The sequence below is a fragment of the Vogesella oryzagri genome, assembly GCF_040148885.1.
GTDB lineage: Bacteria > Pseudomonadota > Gammaproteobacteria > Burkholderiales > Chromobacteriaceae > Vogesella > Vogesella oryzagri.
Map to the genome: position 1 here is coordinate 20,042 of NZ_JBEFLD010000002.1, position 18,828 is coordinate 38,869.

Consider the following 18,828-nt stretch of genomic DNA (forward strand, 5'->3'; position numbering starts at 1 on the left):
CTGCCTCACTGGCTGACGATGGCAAACGGGAAGGAGCAGTCCTCCTTGAACTCCTCCGCCAATTCGGCCACGCGTTCATTGCGCTGATCGTAGCGCCAGTTCACCGCCACCGGCTTGCCGTCGCCATGCGCCTCTTCCAGTAGGTCGAAGATATCCATCATCGCCTTGATGCTGCTGGTATTGAGGTACAGCAGCCCCAGCTCCAGTGTCAGCGGGCGGGCTTCCTCGGCGAGGAAACGCGATACCCAGTCGAACACTTGCTGGAACAGCTCGTAGGAGTTTTCGGGATAAGAGTCGCCCTGCATGGACAGCACGCCGCTGTCCCAGTTACCGTCGATCGCGGGGGTGGCCTGGCTACCTGGAATGGAAAGATTGCTCATCGTGGAATACTCGCTAAAGACTCAAATCACGGCGCGAACGCTGACATAGGCGCGCCCGTCCGCCAGCTGGCGCAGATTGGCCTGCAAGGGCGCACTGGACTTACGGGCGATGTCGATCAGGCCCAGCCCGGCACCCGAAGCCACGCCGGCTTCCCGCGGCAGCCGCAGCTGCTCCTTGTAACGCGCCTTCAGCTCCGCCTTGTCCAGTGCCGCCAGGCTGTCCACCCGTGCCAGCAACGACTCGCCATCCGCGCGCTGGATGATGTTGCCGGCGCTCACCACGTAGTGGCCTTCGGCGTCGCGCGCCACCACCACGGTGGCGGTGGCGTCCTGCTCGGTCCAGCCTTGCTGCTGGGTGTAATGGCGGATGTTCTGCGTCAACTCGATGTAGACGCCGAACACATCCATCGCCGAGGACGGATGGGCATGGTCGGCCACCAGGTAGTTGCGCAGCGCGGTGCCGATCTCCTCGATCAGGCTGCGCGAGATCGGGCCGTTGAAGCACAGCATGATGTGCTGACGGCTGAAGGTCTCGCGCAGGCTGAACAGGTCTAACGATTCCATAGAGTCTCCCCGGGGTTGGACATCAGTCAAAGCGGAAACATAGCATGGTAATGTCATCGCGCTGCGCATGCTTGCCCTGATAATCGGCCAGTGTGGCGCGATAGGCCTCGCTCTGCGCGGCCAGCGGCAGGCCGGCGTGGCGGCGAATCATGTCGGTAAAGCGGCTGCTGCCGAAGCCAAAGCCCAGCTCGCCACCGGCCTGGTCGAGGAAGCCGTCGGTGGTCATGTAGAAGCTGCGGCCAACCTGCAGCGGTACGCTGGCGTTGTGGTACTCGCCCACCCGCTTGTCGCCAATGGCACGCCGTGCGCCCGGCAGCTCGGCCACATTGTCGCCATCGCTGTAATACAACGCGATTTTGGCACCGGCAAAAGTCACCTGTCTTTCACGCAGGTCAACAAAGGCCAGGCCGACATCCATATTGGTGGCCAGCATCTGGCCACCGTCCTCGTCGCGGCGCATGCCGCGCAGGATGCGGTCGCAGCGCGCCAGGATGGCGGCCGGGTCGGTCATGCCGATATCGCTGATGGCCTGGTCGATGGCGGCATGCGCCAGCATGGTCATCAGCGCGCCGGGCACGCCGTGGCCGGCGCAATCCACCACCCCGAACAGGCAGCTTTGCTCGCCGGCACGGTAGACGTAGAAATCGCCGCCCACCACATCACGCGGGTGCCACAGCACGGCGTGCTTTTCGCCCAGCGCCTGCACCAGCTGACGGTCCGGCAGCATCGCGCGCTGGATCAGGCTGGCATAGTCGATGGAATCGTCGATCTTCTTGTGCGCGGCCGCCATCTCGCGGTTGGCTTCTTCCAGCGCGCGGGTACGTTCGCGCACGCGCTGCTCCAGTTCGGTGGTGTGGCTGCGCACCTTGTGCGCCATCACGCCGAAGGCGGCGCTCAGCTCGCCGATCTCGTCGTCGCGCTCGGCCGGCAGCGCCACCTCGTACTGCCCTGCCGCCATCGCCTGTGCCGAATGGCGCAACTGGCTGATCGGCCGCAGCACCAGCTTTTCCACCGCCCAGGCAAAGCCCAGCAGCAAGGCGGCCAACAATACCGCCAGCGCGATCAGCGCCGGCGTCAGCCACGGGCCTTCAAACACGCGCGCGGCATTCAGGTCCACCGCGGTGACCACGTGCCAGCCCAGCGCCGGGATGAAGCTCAGCGCCAACAGCTGGCGCTTGCCGTCCAGCTGGCCCCAGAACACGCTGACCTGCCCCGGCTTGGCCTCGGCACTGCGCATCGCCTGCTGCAGACTGCGGGCACCGGCCTCGTCCAGCAAGCGTTGCAGGCCAGCCTGCTGCTGCGGCTGATGGCGGCCGGCGGAATTGAGGGAAATCAGGCGGGAATCCGGATGCGCCTGGATGGCGCCGTGGCGGTCCAGAATCATCGGCGTGACGCCGGCCTCGCGCTGGCGGATGAAATCGTCGAGAAACGAGCTCAGATCCAGCCCGGTACCGGCCAGGCCGATCTTGTTGACGCCGTCGTGCACGATAACGTTGATCCACACCTTGGTGGTTTTCAGCGCGTGGTCGTAATCGACGTTGATGTTGAAGTCGCTGGTATTGCGCATGGTGGCGAAATACCAGCCATCCTCCGGTTTGCCCTGTTTCAGGAAGTAGCGCGGCTGCTCGGACAGCGCATTCTTGCTGTCGTTGAAGTAGTAACTGAAGCTCTGGTTGCTGACCAGAAAGTAGGAGTGATCGCGAAAGTCGCGGCGGTAGCCCTCGGCCTCGGCAAAAAACTGCTGACGACGCGCGGCACTGCCTTCGTCCAGCAGCCACTGCCGGGTGAGCACCGAATCGGCCAGCCGCAGCGACAGCGCCAGCTCGCGGGTGACCGGGGCGAAGATACGCTCGCGCTGCAGCAGGGTAACGTTACGGACAAAGGCTTCGCCAAGGTGGGTGCGGATGCTGTCTACCACCTGCCAGCCGATCAGCGCCGCCGGCACCAGGGCGATAAGGCAGGCCAGCAGCAATGCCAGCAGGGATTTGCCGCGCAGTCCCAGTAATGCCATGGGCTTGCCTCATTTGCGTGTATTGGGTTGCCGGATTATGCCGTGCACGCAAATGACCGACAAATAAGCCGGCGCTGGCTTGTAAAAATAGCGACTATCTGTAACGAAAATTTGTAGATAGTCGCCGTTGCCGCCGCAATCAATGAAACCGCGGCGCCTGTTCCCGCAAGCTGATGTCGGCTGCCTTCAGGCATTCCGCCAGATCATGCCAGGCCTGGATGCGGCTGGGCGCCAGATCCGGCACCAGCAGCCACGGCGTGCGCCCCAGCAGCTTGCCGCCATCCTGCGCCAGCAATTGCACATCGTAGGCCTGATGCTCCGGCAGGTACTCCGCCACCGCCTCCATGCCGTCCGGCTTGCCGTTGACACCCACCGCCACCGCCACGGTCAGCCCCAGACGCTTGCGGTTGTAGGCATGCACCCCGGCGGCCAACGCCTCCCACCACGGCAGCGGCGAGAACAGCTCGGCCTCGCCAAACATCATTTCGCTGGCCAGCGCCTGTTGCACCAGCGGCATGGCGGCATCCAGCGCCTTGCGCGCATGGCTGCGCACCCGCGCCATGTCCAGCTTGCCGCGCTCGACGATGAACGGCAGCCAGCACAGGATCAGTTGCGGTTCATGCGTCTTGCTGGCTGCCTGATAGGTGGCGCGTGCCGCCTCCACATCCTGCGGCGCCATGTCGCAACCGGCATCCATCACCGAGGCCAGGTGCACCAGCGACTGGCAGGAGCGCTCGATCAGCATGTCGGAGCTGAAAATGGTGGGCGACAGCCACAGCACGGTGTTGTCCGGCAGCGCCAGCGCGTCGGCCAGCGCCGGCTCCACCCGCTCCAGCAGCGGGAAGTGCCACCAGAAGCCGCCGTGGGCGCGCGAGAAGATCAGCGGCAGCGCCCACAGCTCGTAGGACACCACGGTGCCGTCCGGACGCATCACCTCCGGGAAGGCAATGCTGTCGCGCGCAGAGCCCAGCAGCAGCTCGCGGGCATCCGGCTGGTTCTGCAGCGCCAGCTGCGCCTCGGTGAACACTGCCTGGTCGCCGCCCAGCAGCGCCTGCTGGATCAGCGCCGGCAGCTGCATTTTCTTCAGCGGATTGGCTGGAGCCTCGGCGGCGGCGTCGGCCAGCTCGCGGATGCGGCGCTGACGTTCGGCCGGCGGCAACGGCTCGGTCGGCACCACGCGGAAATCACGCTCCTTCGGCGCCACTTCGCGCTCGGCATAGGCTTTCTGCAGCCGCAGATACACCTGCATCGCCTCGTCGCAGACCTTGTGCAGTTCGGCGGCGGTGGGAATGTCGCCCCAGAAATTGAAATCGAACAGGCGGAAGCCGGTATTGGTGACGTAGTGGGTCAGGTTGTCGCGCTCGTCGTACAGCACCGCGCTGGAAAAACCTTCCTTGTCGCGGCCGTCGAACGGCGTCTGATCCATACCCACCAGGCGGCAGACGAAAGTCGGGGCTTCGGTATGGATCACATACTCGTACGGCTCCAGCCCCTGCTCCTCCACGGCATCACCGAAGACAAAACGGCTGGGAACAAACGGGTCGCCCTTGATACGGGCATTGCGGGGATGTGATTTCATACGGCGGACGTCGATACTGCCTTGTAAAACCGAGCATTTTACTCCGACGCCGCCGTATGGTGTGCGCTTATCGCGCCGAAAGCGGTGATGGCAGCGGCAGCCGGTAGCGATAGAACTGGGTTTCGCGCTGCCAGCCCATGCTCTCGTACAGCGCCTGCGCCGTCAGATTGTCATGCGCGGTGGCCAGCTCCAGCCGCGCCAGACCCCGTGCCAGCGCCAGTTCACCGGCCGCCGCCAGCAGTTGGCGGCCAACCCCGCCACGGCGCGCCGTCGGCGCCACGAACAGGTCGTTGAGCAGGCAGGCTGGCGCCGCCGCTACCGAGGTGTACAGCGGGTACAGCTGGGTGAAGCCCTGCAGCTGGCCGTCCTGCTGGTACACCAGAATGGTGGAATCACCCTGTACCAAGCGCTGGCGGATGAAGTCGTGCGAGGTGGCGGCATCGTCGTGGCGGCCGTAGAACTGGCGGTAGCCGTCGAACAGTGCCGCCAGCTGCGGCAGATCGGCCAGTGTCGCCAGCCGCACACCGTCCTGCTGCGTCTGTGCCGCTAGGCTGCGGCGGCACTCGTCCAGGCTGCGGCGCTGCTTGCCTTCGGCATCGAAGTTGGCCGCATCCAGCCACGCTTCCAGCGCGGCACGGTTGGCCGGCCACTCGCTGTCCAGCAGGCTGAACCAGGCGGTGTCGCGGTTCAGCCCCCAGTTCACCCGCGCCTGGCGGAAGATGCCCTCGAAGGTAAAGCCCAGCCGCGGCGCGGCGCGCATCGATGGCGCGTTCAGCGCATTGCACTTCCACTCGTAGCGACGGTAGCCCCAGGCGAACGCCTGCCGCATCAGCAGGTACATCGCCTCGGTGGCAGCCACACTACGCTGCAGCAGCGGCGAGAAGCGCAACCAGCCGATTTCGATCACCCCGCCCGCCGCGTCGATGCGCAGATAGCTGCAGCTGCCGATCGCCTGGCCGCTGGCCTGATCGACGATGGCGAAAAACAGCGGGTCGCGACTGTCTTCCATCATGCCGAACCAGTTGTCCCAGTCGGCATCGCTTTGCGGGCGCGGCATCAGGTAGGTCCAGTCGCGGCCGTCCACGTCCAGCTCCAGCGCCGCACGCAGCCCGGCGCCATGCTGCTGGCGGCTGAACGGCTCCACGCGGCAATGCTGCCCCTGCAGGGTGACGCGCTGCGGCGGGGTGGCACCCTGCCAGTTTTCGACCGGAAACCCCAATGGTTGGCCGTAGGTGTCGTATTGCATGTCCATGTTCAGCCTCCGCAGCCGCAATCGGCGGCCGTATTGATGTCACAGCTGGCGCCGCCAGCCACCGTGGGGTAGCCATCGCGCTTCCACCAGTCCAGCCCGCCCTGCAGCTCCCTCACCGTAAAGCCCAGCTCGGCCAGCTTCAGCGCGGTCTTGGTGGAGGCATTGCAGCCGATGCCGTCGCAAAAGGTCACCAGCAGTACGTCGCGCGGCAGCTGCGCGGTGCTTTCTGCCGTGATGCCGCGATGCGGCAGGTTGATGGCGCCGGGCAGGGTTTCGGCGGCATAGGCCGCCGGCGAGCGGCCATCCACCAGCAGCAGCGCCTTGCCCTGCTTCTGCTGTTCTGCCACATCCCAGCTATCGATCTCGTACGCCAGTTTGGCGCGGTAAAAGGCCAGCTGCTCCATGCTGCGTTCTCCTGTACAGACATCACGATGGCATTGATGGTAAAAATACAGGCGGCCCTGTAACAGAGCCAGATCACCAACACGAAAGGGAACCACTTTGCCGGACAGCCGCCAGCAGGAATTGTGGATCATCGATGCGCTGCACGCCGCCTTGCAGCGCGACGGCAAGGAAGGGCTGTCGCGGCAGCTGGCACGGCTGCTGCGACAGTGGATAGGCAGCGGCCGCCTGGCCGGCGACACCCGCCTGCCGGCCAGCCGCGACCTGGCGCGCAGCCTGGCGCTGGGGCGCAACACGGTGCTGGACGCCTACGAACAGCTGCAGGCGGAAGGCTATATCGCCACCCGCGCCGGCAGCGGCACCTACGTCACCCACCTGTTCACCCCGCCGGCACCCAGCGCCGAACCGCCGCTGCGCGGCCAACCTTTGGGGCTGTCGCAACGTGGCCACGAGCTGTTCGCCAGCAGCGGTCTGCCGGTCGGGCTGTTCGGCGCCTTCGCCCCCGGCGTGCCGGAGATCCGCCTGTTTCCGCATCATGCCTGGCAGCAACTACTGTCACGGCAGCAACGCCGCGCCACGGCGGAAGAGCTGGGTTACCGCGCCGACGGCGGCCTGCCGGCACTGCGCGAAGCGCTGGCCGACTACCTGCAGCTGGCGCGCGGCGTGCGCTGCCGGCCGGAGCAGATCATCGTCACCCAGGGCGCGCAGCAGGCGCTGGAGTTGGCTGCCCGGTTGCTGGCCAACCCCGGCGACGTAGCCTGGGTGGAAGAGCCGGGCTATGTCGGTGCCCACGCCGCCATGCGTGGCGCCGGCCTGGCGCTGGTGGCGGCGCCGGTGGATGACGAAGGGTTGAACCCGGCGCTGGTGAGCGACCCGCGCCCGCCAAAACTGATCTACACCACGCCGTCACACCAGTACCCCAGCGGCGTGGTGATGAGCCTGCCGCGCCGCCTGGCGCTGCTGGACAGCGCGCAGCGCCACGGCGCCTGGATTATCGAGGACGACTACGACAGCGAGTTCCGCTACGTCAGCCAACCGCAGCCGGCGCTGCAGGGGTTGGCGCAGGACGAGCGGGTAATCTACGTCGGCACCCTGGCCAAGGTGATGTACCCCGGCCTGCGCGTCGGTTACCTGGTGGTGCCGGAGGCGCTGATCGACCCGTTCCGCGGCTGCAACGCGCGGCTGTACCGCGAAGGCCCGCTGCCGGTGCAGGCGGCGCTGGCCGAATTCTTCAGCAGCGGCCAGTTTGCCCGTCACGTGCGGCGCATGCGCGAGCTGTACCGCGAGCGCCAGCACTGCCTGCGCGCCGCGCTGGCCGCCAGCGGTGCCGAAGGCCTGGCGCTGTCGCCGGGCGAAGCCGGCCTGCACCTGGTGGCCACGCTGCCGGCCGGCTACGACGAGGACGCGCTGTCCGCCGCCGCCGCAGAGCAGCAGGTATGGCTGCGGCCGCTGGGGCGCCACTACCTGGCCACGCCGCAGCAGCGCGGCTTCGTGCTCGGCTACGCCGGCGTGGACGAGGCGGCCATCCGTCGCGGCGTGGCGATACTGGCGCAGCTATTGCAAACCCCACCATGAGCACACCTCCATGACACACGATCCAGACACCCGACCCACGCTACTGGTCAGCGCCTGCCTGCTGGGCCAGCCGGTGCGCTACGACGGTCACAGCAAGGGCCTGCCGGCCACATTGCGCGACACTTTGGCCGCACGCTATCGCCTGGTCGTCATCTGCCCGGAAGTGGCCGGCGGCCTGCCCACCCCGCGCCCGGCGGCCGAAATCCACGGCGGCGACGGCCATGCCGTGCTGCGCCGCGACGCCACGGTGCGTACTGGCGCCGGCGGCGATGTCAGCGCCGAATTCATCGCCGGCGCCGCGCAGGCGCTGCAACTGGCGCAACAGCATGGCTGCCGCATCGCACTGCTGAAAGCCAACAGCCCGTCCTGCGGCAATCGCCAGGTCTACAGCGGCCGCTTCGACGGCCAGCTGCAAGACGGCCAGGGCGTCACCGCCGCGCTGCTAGGCGCGCACGGCATCCGCGTGTACAACGAAACGCAGCTGGAACTATTGCTAGCCAAGCTAGCGGATTAACCGCCGCCTTGCGGCCAACCTTGGAGGGAGAAACATGTCCCTGCTCTACCACCTGCGCCTGCTGGCCGATTACAACCAGTGGATGAACGACAAGCTGTACCGCGCCGCCGCCGGCTTGCCGGCGGCCGAGCTGACGGCGGAGCGCGGCGCCTTTTTCGGTTCACTGCAAGGCACGCTCAACCACCTGCTGGTGGCCGACACCATCTGGCTGCAGCGCTTTCGCGCCCACCCGCGCGACTTTGCCACCCTGGCGCCACTGGCCGAAACGGCAATGCCACAGCGACTGGACCAGCCGCTGTGCGCCGACTTCGCCGCCATGCGCACCCGCCGCGCCGCGCTGGACGCCACCATGGTGGCGCTGCTGGACGAGGTAAGCGAAGACGACCTGAACCAGCCGCTGGCCTACCGCAATATGCAGGGTGTGGCCGCGCAGCGCGTGTTCGGCAGCGTGCTGCTGCACGTCTTCAACCACCAGACCCACCACCGCGGCCAGGCCACCGCCCTGCTGAGCCAGGCCGGCGTCGACGTCGGCGTGACCGACCTGCTGCTGCGGATACCGGATCAGCTGGCGCAGTAAGTCGCTCGAATACGCCACAGCCACATCCGGGAACGTTGTTGACACTTCCCCGGCGGCGCTTATCCGGGCGGCTCGTGATGAAAGAATGCGGCCAACCCCGCAAGGTTGGCCGCAAGCTGTCGCAACGCGGAACCGGCAAGGCTTGCGCTAGCCCCGCCCCCACAGCCGCTCCGCCAGGCCGGTCTGCCGCGGCGGCGCAAACTCTACTCCGGCCAGCAGCACCGCGGTGCTGCCGGCCAGCACAAACTGCCGCCGCGCGCGGGTGATGGCGGTGTACACCAGCGCCCGCGTCAGCGTGGCGCTGGGGGCGGCGGGCAGCGCCAGCCACACGCTGCCGAATTCCGAGCCCTGCGATTTGTGCACCGTCATCGCGTACACGGTGTCGTGCTCCGGCAGCCGTGCCGGCGCCACTTCGCGCCAGTCACCATCCGGGGTGGGAAACAGCACCCGCAGCCGCTCGCCCTGCTGCACCGTCAGGCCGATGTCGCCATTGAACAGGCCGATGCTGTAATCGTTGCGCGTCACCATCACCGGCCGCCCCGGGTACCAGTCGCTGCCCGCCGGCTTGCGCCCCTGCCGTTCCAGCTCGGTTTCAATGGCGCTGTTGATGCTGGCGACGGTATGGCGTTCGGCCGCCAGCAACATGAACTCGCCAAATGCGGCAAACAGCGCGGCCGGGGCGGCGCCGGCATCCAGCGCCTGCCAGTACGCCGCGCGCTGCGCCAGCAGACCGCAGCCGTCCGGCAGCGCGCCAAGCTGCTGCACGTCCGGCAAGCTGTCGCCCGCCAGCAGCGCGCGTACCGCCGGCACATCAGCGGCATTCACCGCCCGCGCCAGCTGGCCGATGCCGGAATGCTCGCCAAAGCGGTGGCTCTTGCTCAGCACCACCACGCTGTCGGCCAGCAGCGCCGCATCGTCCACCACACCGGGCACGGCAAAACCCTGCGCCGCCAGCGCGGCGGCGGTATCGCTGCGCCAGGCCTGCCGGCTGCAGATGTCGCCCAGCACCGCGCCGGCATCCACCGACGCCAGCTGGTCCTTGTCGCCCAGCAGGATCAGCCGCGCATGCGCCGGCAGCGCCGCCACCGTCTGCGCCATCAGGCTCAGGTCCACCATCGATGCCTCGTCCACCACCAGCACGTCCAGCGGCAAGGGGTTGGCCGCATGCTGCCGCGGCCGCGCCGTGCCCGGCACCAGGCCGATCAGCCGGTGCAGCGTCTGCGCCTTGTCCGGCAGCTGCGCGCGCACTGCATCCGCCACCGGCAGCGCATCGCGCGCGGCGCGTACCGATTCGGTCAGCCGCGCCGCTGCCTTGCCGGTGGGCGCCGCCATTGCCATCACCAGCGGCCGTGGCGACAGCGCCGCCAGCGCCGCCAGCAGCCGCACCACGGTGGTGGTCTTGCCGGTGCCGGGGCCGCCGGAGATGGTGAGAAAACGCCGCTGCAGCGCCAGCCTTGCGGCCAACCGTTGCCAGTCCGGTGCGCCGGGCGGGCCGAACAGGCTGGTCAGCAGCGCGTCGATCTGCGCGGCGCTGGCCGGCAGCGGCTGCGGGTCGCGCGCCAGCGTGGCCAGCGCCGCGGCCAGCTGTTCCTCGTCGCGCCACTGGCGGGCAAAGTACAGCCGCCCGCCGGCATCGACGATCAACGGGGTGTACTCGCCCGGCTTGCCGGCCAGCGGCGTCTGCCGCAACAGGGCGAAATCGTCGCCGGACAGCCCGGCCAGGCACACGTGGCCGGCGGCCTGCGCATTGACCAGCCGTTGCAGCAGCGGCTGCAACGCCGGGCCATGCTGCGGGTCGAGACGAGCGAACAGCCCGGCCAGCTGGGCGGGGAGAAAACTTTCCGTGGTGATGGCGTTCATGCAGGCCGATCGATTTGTGCTGATGGGGTAGGAAATGGCGCTGGGGACATTACTTTTGCGGCGCCGCTGGCGGTGCAGTTTTGCCCTTCTCCCCCAGCCGCGCTTCCAGCGCCTCGCACACAGTGGTCAGTACCTTGATGCGGGCGTAGTACTTGTTGTTGGCCGGCACCAGCGTCCACGGCACTGCGCTGGTGCTGGTGCGGTCGACCATGTCGCACACCGCCACCTTGTAGGCGTCCCATTTGTCGCGGTTGCGCCAGTCTTCCTCGGTGATCTTGAAGCGTTTGAAGCCGGTTTCCTCGCGCGACTTGAAGCGCGCCAGCTGCTCGTCGGCACTGATGGCCAGCCAGAACTTGAGCACGATGGCGCCGTTGTCGTGCAGCTGGTGCTCGAAGTCGTTGATCTCGTAGTAGGCGCGCATCCAGTCGGCGGGGCCGGCAAAGCCTTCCACCCGCTCCACCAGCACGCGGCCGTACCAGGAGCGGTCGTAGAGGGTGACCTTGCCCTTGCCCGGCACCTGGCGCCAGAAGCGCCACAGCCACGGCTGGGCGCGCTCTTCGTCACTGGGCGCCGCCACCGGCACCACGCGGTAACGGCGGGCATCCAGCGACTGGGTGATGCGGCGGATCGCCCCGCCCTTGCCGGCGGCGTCGTTGCCCTCGAACACCAGCACCATGGCGTGGTCGGCAAACTTCGGGTGCCGCGTCAGCTTGTTCAGGCGGCCCTGCAGTGCCTCCAGCTTGACGCGGTAGTCGTCCTTGCTCATGTCCTGGTCCAGTTGCAGCGATTCCAGCAGCAGCTTGTTGTCCAGCGGCGGGGTAATCGGCGCCACGTCGGAGCGCGGGTGCCAGGCATGGTCCATCTGCAACCGCTGCTGCAGCGCCGACAGCAACGCGCGGCCAACGGTGAGGCTGCGGTAGCTGGCGTCCTCGCCATCCACCACCAGCCACGGCGAGTAGGCGGTGTTGGTCAGCCGCATCATGTGCTCGGCCGATTTCTTGATGCGCTCGTATTGCTCGTAGTGCTCCCAGTCCACGTCGCGCACGCGCCAGGCGGTGGCCGGGTCTTTTTCCAGTGCCTTGAAGCGCTTCTTCTGCGAGTCGCGGGTCAGGTGCAGCCAGAACTTGAGCACCAGCACGCCATCGTTGGCCAGCATGCGCTCCAGGCGCAGGATGTCGAACAGCTTCTTGTCGTAGGCGTCGCGGCTGCCACCGCCGACGCGATCGAACATGGCGTCGGAGTAGTAGCTGCCGAAGAACATGCCGATGCGGCCCTTGGCCGGCAGCTCGCGCCAGTAACGCCACATCCACGGCCGTTCGCGGGCGTCGTCGTTGGGCTTGTCGAAGGCGGCGGTGTGGATCAGCCGCGGGTCCAGCCATTCGTTGATCTGGTTCAGCGTCTCGCCGCGACCGGCGCCGTCCATGCCGTGAATCAGGATCAGCACCGGAAACTCGGCGCGCTGCTTCAACTCGTACTGCACGTCCAGCAGCGCCTCGCGCAGCGCGGCTTCCTCGGCCTTGTAGCTGCTCTTGTCGATGACGTGGCCGATCTCGGCGGATTCGAACATGGTGGGATTCCCGGAAAAGGTTGGCCGCAGCCTGGCGGCACAGGATGACGTTATTGTAGAACGGGATGGATTGTGGCGGCAGAGGCGCGGACGGGGCTTGATGCCGGACAAGCGGGCCTGCCGCGGCGCGTGCCATGGAAAACCGTCGGGAATCAGCGGGCTAGCGTGCTGACGCGTGGCCGCCGCCACCGAAACGCGCCCGCATGGCGGGCTATACTGCATCAGCAGCTGGACGCGCCGGCACGGCAACCGCCATGTGGCGCTGGCAGCGACGCCAACCGGGCTTGTCCCTTCGCTAGCAGCTGCCCCCGTGCGGGCAAGCCAAGGAGAGAGCCATGAACCCATCCGACAACCACGAGCCACGGCAACCGCCCCCCGAGCCGCCACCGCAGGCGGACAAGCAGCCGGACAAGCAGCCGGCCAGCTATGACCGCTTCGTCGCCATGTCGCGCGAACTCTTCGAAAAAGGCCAGGAAAGAAGTAGCGAAGCCTGGGAGAAATCAATGGAGCTGGCCCGCCAGCAGCTGGCCAAAGCCGGCGAATTCAGCGCCGAGCAGGGCGAGCTGTTCAAAAACTACCTGCGGCGCGATACGGCGCAGACGCTGCGCGACCTGCAGCAGCTGGGCGAAAGCACCCGGGACCACCTCAATCCGAACCGTCTGGGCGCCGGCATGCTGGCGTCGCTGGCCACGCTGTTGCATGCCGCCGGCAGTGCCATGACGACGCTGTCGGAAAAAACGGAAGAAATGCTGGAATACCGCACCGGCGAGATCACCACTGCCGGCACGCTGACCTGCAAGGCCTGCGGCCAGAAAGTGCACCTGACCACCACCAGCATGATCCCGCCCTGCCCGTCCTGCCACGCCACCCTGTATCGCAAGAGCTATTGACCATCGCCGCGCCCGGCCGCAAGCCATCACCGCTTTGCGCCCGGGCGGCCGCGCGCGTGGCGGCCGCGGCCCGCCGGCTTGCCTGCTCCGACTATTCCGTCAGCAATGCCCCCTTTGCCCCGCCGGCACACCTCGACACCCTAACTTACCCACTGCCGAGTGGAAGCCGCGCGTGACAGGATGCTGCCGGAGCCGGCACCGCGCCGGGCACGGCATGCCGTGCACGAAATAATCCGCCGCCTAAGCCACGACCACCACCCTGCGGCCAACCTTGCCGTGCCGCCGCTCAGGCGGCGGTGGAGAAGCGCGCCACCTCGCGCCCCAGTGCCTGCGCCAGCTGCTGCAACTGCACCGCGCTGTGCTGCGCGGCACCGATTTCGTGGTGGTTCTGTTCCGCCATCTGCACGATCTGCTCCACGCTCTGGGCGATGGCTTCTGCCGCCATGCCCTGCTCGCGGCTGGAATCCGCCACGCTGCGCACACCCTGTGCCGCGCGGCCGGATTCGCTGCTGATCTCCTGCATCAGTGCGCTGGCCTGCTGCACTAGCTGGCGCCCGTCCTGCACCTGGCTCACGCTACCCTGCACCTGGCCCGCCACCTGGTGGATCTGGCCCTGGATACCGGACAGCAGCTGCCCCACCTCGGCGGTGGCCTGGGTGGTGCGCTCCGCCAGCTTGCGCACCTCGTCCGCCACTACCGCGAAGCCGCGCCCCAGCTCGCCGGCGCGCGCCGCCTCGATGGCGGCGTTCAGTGCCAGCAGGTTGGTCTGGTCGGCGATATCGCGGATGGAATCGACGATGCCGCGGATATTCTCCGAGTTGTCCGCCAGCGCGCGCGTCTGCGCCGCCGCCGACTGCAAGCCGTCGCTGACGCGCTGAATGCTGGCGCTGGTTTCCTCCAGCGTGCCCTTGCCCAGCTCGGCGCGCTGCTGCAGCGATTCCGACAGCTGCGCCGTCAGCGCGGTGGCGTCCGCCACGTGCTGCACGCTTACCGCCACCTGCTGCACCGACGCCGCCACCGATTGCGCGGCGGAGGACTGGCTGGCCGAGGCTGCCGTCACCCGCTCGGCGGAGCCGGCCACATGCGCCGCGGTCTGCTGCACCTCGCCGGTGAAGCGCTGCACACCACCGATGGCCTGCTCCAGGCTGCTCATCAGCTGGTTGTAGGAGCTGGCGATGCGCGCCAGCTCGTCCACCCCGCCCAGGTCGCTGCGCGTCTGCAGCGCCAGCTCGCTGGCGGCATGGGTCATCTGCTGCTGCAGGCGGCGCACGCGGCGCTCCATGTAGCGCATGATGGCCACCCCCAGCAACACCGCCAGCAACAGCGCCGCGCCGCTGATCAGCAGCATGCGCGTGCGCGCGGCGTCATAGGCCTCGGCGCTGGCATCGCTCAGCACGGCGGCGCCCGCCACCAGGCTGTCCAGCATCTTGTTGGTGTCGCCACGCATGGCGTTGTAGTGCTTGACGTAGGCGCCCTTGTACAGCGCGCGCGCCCCGTCCAGGTTGCCGGCCTCCAGTGCCGCCAGCAGCGGCAGCAGCGCCTCGCGCTCCATGCTCTGGAAGGTCTGCAGCAAGGCCTGCGCCCGTTCGCGCGCCGCCGGGTCCACCTGCGCCGCCACCGCATCCTCCAGCGCCTTGCGCATGGCCGGAATATCCTCCTCGCGCGCATCGCGGATGCGCCCGGCGACCCCCTTGTCGTCACGCAGCGGGGTTTCCTGCAGCAGCATCACGTCGATGCCCACCCGCATGCGCGGTACCCGCGACGCCACCTCGGCCATCGCCCGCAGCGGCTTGGCAGTGTTTTCGTACATGGCGCCGGTATGGCTGTGCAGCCGGCTGGCGGAAAAAAGCGCCACCGCAATCACCAGCAGCAAGGCTAGGCAGGGCACCCCCAGCAGCAGCCACATCTGGCTCTTCAGGCTCAGTCTGTTAAGCATGTTCTGTCTCCGTATGATGCTTGTGGGCAGCAATGCCCAGGCTAGAGATAACAGAACAGGCTTTCAATTTGCTTTCAAGTGGTGATGAAATTAACAACCATTGACGCAAGATGGGGTTGTGCCCAGCCACGCCGGGCACGCCGTCACACCTGCACGGTAAACAGCCCATCCAGCGCCGCCAGCAACGCCTCCGACGGCGCATCGCACCACACGCCGTTGCCCGTACCGTCCACCCCGCGCAGATACAGGTAGCGCACACCGCCCAGGCGCAGCTGCGGCGCGCGCTGTGCCAGGTAGCGGCGCAGCGCCACGCTGTAGATCAGGTACTGCAGGTAGTAGTGTTCGCGGGCGATGGAGGCGGCAAGCGCATCATGCCCATACGCCGCGTAGCCGTCGCCCAGGTGGTTGGACTTGTAATCCACCAGCCACAGCGCGTCGCCGCTGATGAAGGCCAGGTCGATGAAGCCTTTCAGATAGCCCTGCACCCGGTCGAAGCTCAGCGTGGCGGCGGCGGCGCGCAGCGGTTCGGCCAGGCCATTACCCGGGTCGGTGAGGATGCGCTGCAGCCGCGGCAGGCTGAGGCCGTCGGCCGGCAGGGTGAATTCCATTTCCACCCGCCGCTGCGCCGGAACGATGTCGGCCAGGCGGATACCGGGAGCGATGTCGCTGTTGATGCTGCTGGCCAGCATCGCCAGCGCCGCGTCCTGCCACAGCGGGTCGAAGCCGTGCTTCTGCAGCGCCTCGGCCACCGCCTGCGGCCAACCTTCTGGCCGGGTAAAGTCCACCCGCTCGAACATGTCGTGCAGACAGGTACCGGCGCGGGCGCCGCGCGGAAAGCTGAAACGGTCGCGGGCGAAATCGGCGTCCGGCTCCTGCAGCGGGCCGTGGTCGTGGTCCGGTGCCTCTGCCTGCGGCGCGCCGCTGCCGTGCAGGTGGCGCGTCAGGTGGGTAAAGCTGCTGACCCGCCACGGCGTGTGCAGCGAGCGGCTGATGCGCGCCAGCTGTGGCTGCAAGCCGTCATCCTGCTCCGCCGGCAGCGTGTTCAGCGCCAGATTGACCGGGCGGCAGTGCACCGCCCCGGCCTGCGCGCCGGCAAAACGTGCCAGATCGCTGCCGATGGCGGCATCGGACAGCTCGCCGCTTTCCAGCGCGGCCAGATCCGCCGCCTGGCGGCCATGCAGCAGCCACGACAACGCCGCGGTCTGCATCTTCTGCACATGGCCCCACACCACGTACTGGCGGTGCTCGGCGCGGGTCAGCGCCACGTACAGCAGGCGCAGCTTCTCGGCCAGGATTTCGGCGCGCGCCGTCGCCCGCGCCTCGTCGCTGACCAGCGCCTGCGGCGCCAGCCAGGAGGCATCGCCGTCGCGGTAGCGCCAGAAGGTGGTGTCGCGCCGCTCCAGCTGGCCATCCCACAGGAAGGGGCAGAACACCAGCGGGTACTGCAGGCCCTTTGAGGTGTGGATGGTGACGATCTTCACCAGCTCGGCATCGCTTTCCAGCCGCAGCAGCGCTTCCTCGCCGCCCGGCGGGCTGGCGACTTCGCCTTCGAACCACGCCAGCAGCGGCGCAATGCCGGCCACGCGTTCGCTTTCCTGCTGCAACAGCTCGGCCAGATGGCCGAGGTTGGTCAGCCGCCGTTCGCCATCCGGCAGCGGCAGCAGCCGCGCCGCCACCCGCTCGCGCGCCATGAAGCCGCGCCAGGCGGCCATGAAGCCGCGCTGCTGCCACTGTTTGTGATCCTGCAGGTTGGCCGCCAGCCGCGCTTCCCATGCCGCTTCGTCTTCGGTCTGCGCCAGCAGCTGCGCGGCATCCAGCCCCACCAGCTCGGTGGCGCACAGCACCTTGAGCCGGCTCTCCGCCGCCGGCTCGGCCCAGGCGCGCAGCAGCGCCAGCAGCTCACCGGCCTCGGCACTAGCGAACACGCTTTCCTGCGTCAACGCCACCGCCTGCACGCCACGGGCGGACAGTGCCGCGCGCACCGCATCGCCCTGGCGATGGGTGGCCACCAGCACCGCGATGTCGCCGCCGGCCAGCGGCCGGCTGTGGCCGCCTTTTTCCAGCCGCGCCTTGCCAGCGCGTGCCAGCGCCAGCAGCCGCGCGATCTCGTGCGCGGTGGCCTCGGCGGCGTAAGGCGTGGCCTCGCCCTTGGCCACGCCCTTGGGATTGTCGCTGCCGGGAAAGGTCAGCAGGTTGAACGCCGCGTCGTCGTCGTCCACCTGCAGCGTGCTGCCGCCGGCCGGCGCCGCCGCCACCGGGTGGTAGTCGATGCCGGCCAGCAGGAACGGCTGCGGCCGCGCGAACAGCTGGTTCACCGCCGCCACCAGCGGCAGCTGCGAACGGCGGTTGGTGCCCAGCGTGTACTGTTTGTCGGCCGGCGCGTCGTCGCGGGCGTTGAGGTAGGCAAAGATGTCGGCGCCGCGGAAGCTGTAGATCGCCTGCTTGGGGTCGCCCACCATGAACACCGGCCGCCCCTGCTGCACGAAGGCGCGGCGGAAGATGCGGTACTGCAGCGGGTCGGTGTCCTGAAATTCGTCGATCAGCGCGATGGCGAAATCGCCGGCAATGCGTGCGGCCAACCTGGCGCCATGTTCGGCATCATCCAGCGCCGCCGCCAGATCGGTGAGCAGGTCGTCGAAGCCGCGGCTGCGGCTGGCGCGGCGCTGCGCCACCGCATGCTGGTCGATCCAGTGGATCATCTGCAGCTTGAGGCCGGCGAGATGGCGTGCCAGTGCGCCGGCATAGCGCTCCCACGCCGCCAGCCAGGCGTCCACCCACTCGAACAGTGGGTGCTGCGGCGCGGCCAACCCGGCCTTGGCCGCGTCCTTGGTCAGCGCCTTGCTGATGGCTGCCTGCCCCAGCTTGGCCAGATCCTTGGCCTGCGCCGACGACAGCTGCGGCAGGCTGGCATCCGCCGCCAGCAGCTGCAGCAGGCGCACATAGCGTTCGCGCTGCGCCGGCTTGTAACTGCTCTGGCTCAGCCCCGGCGCCGCCAGCAGCAAGGCGCAGCCGGCGGCAAGCGCCTGCCCGTCCGCCGGCACTGGCGACCAGGCCGCCGCGGCAGCATCGCGCAGCGCCAGCAGCTCGCCGCTGTCCAGTTGCGGCATGCGCAGGTAGGGCTTGGACAGATACGGCCGCACCTCCGCCAGCCAGCCTTCCGGGGTATCGCCATTCTCGGCCAGCACTTGAGCCAGCGGCGGCTGCGCCACGATGTGCTGGCGCCAGAAATCGTCGGCCAGCTGCTGCAGATCGGCCTGGTTGTCGGCTTCCAGCGTGGCGGCAAAGGTCTGGCCGCTGTCAAAGGCCGCATCGGTCAGCACCCGCTGGCAGAAGCCGTGAATGGTATAGATGGCGGCGGCGTCGAAGCCGTTGATGGCACTGCGCAGCCGTTCGCGCGTCAGCGCGGCGTCGCCGGCGGCCAAGCGGTCAGCCAGCGCGCGCAGGAAGCCGTCGTCGCTCGGCGCGCCGTCCAGCACCTGTGCCAGCTCCACCAGCCGCCGCCGCAAGCGCTCGCGCAGCTCGGCGGTGGCGGCCTTGGTGTAGGTGACCACCAACAGCTTGTCCAGCGTCGGCGGCGGGCTGCCATCCGGCGCGTCTTCCAACAGCAGCCGGGTGTACAGCGCGGCGATGGTCCAGGTCTTGCCGGTACCGGCCGAGGCTTCGATCAGGTTCACGCCCGACAGCGGGCAGTTGAGGGCGTCTAGGGGGTGCATGGCGTCCT

The 18,828-nt window shown here is 68.1% G+C and carries 14 protein-coding genes; 4 read left to right on the forward strand and 10 right to left on the reverse strand.

Annotated features, from left to right (window positions below; genetic code table 11):
- Positions 1–5: 5 nt before the first annotated feature.
- From siaC to ABNW52_RS02780, 6 genes are all read right to left on the reverse strand, one after another.
- Positions 6–380 carry a biofilm regulation phosphoprotein SiaC gene (gene siaC, locus ABNW52_RS02755; protein WP_349583708.1) on the reverse strand — a complete coding sequence of 125 codons (375 nt, stop codon included), beginning with the start codon at positions 378–380 and terminating at the stop codon, positions 6–8.
- Positions 381–401: 21 nt separating this feature from the next.
- On the reverse strand, positions 402–944 hold the full coding sequence (gene siaB, locus ABNW52_RS02760; RefSeq protein ID WP_349583711.1) for a biofilm regulation protein kinase SiaB: 543 nt from the start codon (positions 942–944) through the stop codon (positions 402–404).
- Between the two features lie 22 nt (positions 945–966).
- Complete coding sequence (gene siaA, locus ABNW52_RS02765) at positions 967–2,955, reverse strand: biofilm regulation protein phosphatase SiaA (protein ID WP_349583714.1); 1,989 nt, start codon at positions 2,953–2,955, stop codon at positions 967–969.
- A gap of 139 nt (positions 2,956–3,094) precedes the next feature.
- Positions 3,095–4,534 (reverse strand): hypothetical protein, encoded by a 1,440-nt coding sequence (locus ABNW52_RS02770; RefSeq protein WP_349583717.1) that lies wholly within the window; start codon positions 4,532–4,534, stop codon positions 3,095–3,097.
- 67 nt (positions 4,535–4,601) lie between these two features.
- Positions 4,602–5,786 carry a GNAT family N-acetyltransferase gene (locus ABNW52_RS02775; RefSeq protein WP_349583720.1) on the reverse strand — a complete coding sequence of 395 codons (1,185 nt, stop codon included), beginning with the start codon at positions 5,784–5,786 and terminating at the stop codon, positions 4,602–4,604.
- 2 nt (positions 5,787–5,788) lie between these two features.
- On the reverse strand, positions 5,789–6,190 hold the full coding sequence (locus ABNW52_RS02780) for a rhodanese-like domain-containing protein (RefSeq protein WP_349583723.1): 402 nt from the start codon (positions 6,188–6,190) through the stop codon (positions 5,789–5,791).
- 97 nt (positions 6,191–6,287) lie between these two features.
- Between ABNW52_RS02780 and pdxR the strand changes: the two genes are divergently transcribed.
- Genes pdxR through ABNW52_RS02795 form a run of 3 tightly spaced genes read left to right on the forward strand, consistent with a single transcriptional unit; the run spans position 6,288 to position 8,854 of the window.
- The gene (gene pdxR, locus ABNW52_RS02785) at positions 6,288–7,763 is read left to right on the forward strand and encodes a MocR-like pyridoxine biosynthesis transcription factor PdxR (protein ID WP_349583725.1); all 1,476 of its coding nucleotides are present in this window, start codon (positions 6,288–6,290) and stop codon (positions 7,761–7,763) included.
- A 10-nt stretch (positions 7,764–7,773) separates the two neighbouring features.
- The gene (locus tag ABNW52_RS02790) at positions 7,774–8,277 is read left to right on the forward strand and encodes a 2-thiouracil desulfurase family protein (RefSeq protein ID WP_349583727.1); all 504 of its coding nucleotides are present in this window, start codon (positions 7,774–7,776) and stop codon (positions 8,275–8,277) included.
- Between the two features lie 34 nt (positions 8,278–8,311).
- A complete protein-coding gene (locus tag ABNW52_RS02795) occupies positions 8,312–8,854 on the forward strand; it encodes a DinB family protein (protein WP_349583728.1) in 543 nt (180 codons plus the stop codon).
- A 147-nt stretch (positions 8,855–9,001) separates the two neighbouring features.
- Here ABNW52_RS02795 and recD read toward each other — a convergent pair whose 3' ends face one another.
- On the reverse strand, positions 9,002–10,714 hold the full coding sequence (gene recD, locus ABNW52_RS02800) for an exodeoxyribonuclease V subunit alpha (protein WP_349583730.1): 1,713 nt from the start codon (positions 10,712–10,714) through the stop codon (positions 9,002–9,004).
- Between the two features lie 49 nt (positions 10,715–10,763).
- Positions 10,764–12,281: a polyphosphate:AMP phosphotransferase gene (gene pap, locus ABNW52_RS02805; protein ID WP_349583732.1), complete on the reverse strand. Its 1,518-nt coding sequence runs from the start codon at positions 12,279–12,281 to the stop codon at positions 10,764–10,766.
- Positions 12,282–12,616: 335 nt separating this feature from the next.
- On the opposite strand from pap, the gene ABNW52_RS02810 reads away from it, so the two are divergent.
- On the forward strand, positions 12,617–13,171 hold the full coding sequence (locus ABNW52_RS02810) for a zinc ribbon-containing protein (protein WP_349583734.1): 555 nt from the start codon (positions 12,617–12,619) through the stop codon (positions 13,169–13,171).
- 286 nt (positions 13,172–13,457) lie between these two features.
- On the opposite strand, the gene ABNW52_RS02815 is transcribed toward ABNW52_RS02810, so the two are convergent.
- Positions 13,458–15,107, reverse strand: a complete 1,650-nt coding sequence (locus ABNW52_RS02815) for a methyl-accepting chemotaxis protein (protein WP_349583736.1) — start codon at positions 15,105–15,107, stop codon at positions 13,458–13,460.
- A gap of 143 nt (positions 15,108–15,250) precedes the next feature.
- The gene (recB, locus tag ABNW52_RS02820; protein WP_349583739.1) at positions 15,251–18,820 is read right to left on the reverse strand and encodes an exodeoxyribonuclease V subunit beta; all 3,570 of its coding nucleotides are present in this window, start codon (positions 18,818–18,820) and stop codon (positions 15,251–15,253) included.
- Between the last annotated feature and the right edge of the window lie 8 nt (positions 18,821–18,828).

Excerpts from the sequence above, each read along its gene's own strand:
- siaA (WP_349583714.1), bottom strand. The coding sequence starts at position 2,955 with ATGGCATTACTGGGACTGCGCGGCAAATCCCTGCTGGCATTGCTGCTG.
- siaB (WP_349583711.1), bottom strand. The coding sequence starts at position 944 with ATGGAATCGTTAGACCTGTTCAGCCTGCGCGAGACCTTCAGCCGTCAG.
- ABNW52_RS02780 (WP_349583723.1), bottom strand. The coding sequence starts at position 6,190 with ATGGAGCAGCTGGCCTTTTACCGCGCCAAACTGGCGTACGAGATCGAT.
- ABNW52_RS02775 (WP_349583720.1), bottom strand. The coding sequence starts at position 5,786 with ATGGACATGCAATACGACACCTACGGCCAACCATTGGGGTTTCCGGTC.
- recB (WP_349583739.1), bottom strand. The coding sequence starts at position 18,820 with ATGCACCCCCTAGACGCCCTCAACTGCCCGCTGTCGGGCGTGAACCTG.
- ABNW52_RS02795 (WP_349583728.1), top strand. The coding sequence starts at position 8,312 with ATGTCCCTGCTCTACCACCTGCGCCTGCTGGCCGATTACAACCAGTGG.
- pap (WP_349583732.1), bottom strand. The coding sequence starts at position 12,281 with ATGTTCGAATCCGCCGAGATCGGCCACGTCATCGACAAGAGCAGCTAC.
- ABNW52_RS02815 (WP_349583736.1), bottom strand. The coding sequence starts at position 15,107 with ATGCTTAACAGACTGAGCCTGAAGAGCCAGATGTGGCTGCTGCTGGGG.
- siaC (WP_349583708.1), bottom strand. The coding sequence starts at position 380 with ATGAGCAATCTTTCCATTCCAGGTAGCCAGGCCACCCCCGCGATCGAC.
- ABNW52_RS02770 (WP_349583717.1), bottom strand. The coding sequence starts at position 4,534 with ATGAAATCACATCCCCGCAATGCCCGTATCAAGGGCGACCCGTTTGTT.
- recD (WP_349583730.1), bottom strand. The coding sequence starts at position 10,714 with ATGAACGCCATCACCACGGAAAGTTTTCTCCCCGCCCAGCTGGCCGGG.
- ABNW52_RS02810 (WP_349583734.1), top strand. The coding sequence starts at position 12,617 with ATGAACCCATCCGACAACCACGAGCCACGGCAACCGCCCCCCGAGCCG.
- ABNW52_RS02790 (WP_349583727.1), top strand. The coding sequence starts at position 7,774 with ATGACACACGATCCAGACACCCGACCCACGCTACTGGTCAGCGCCTGC.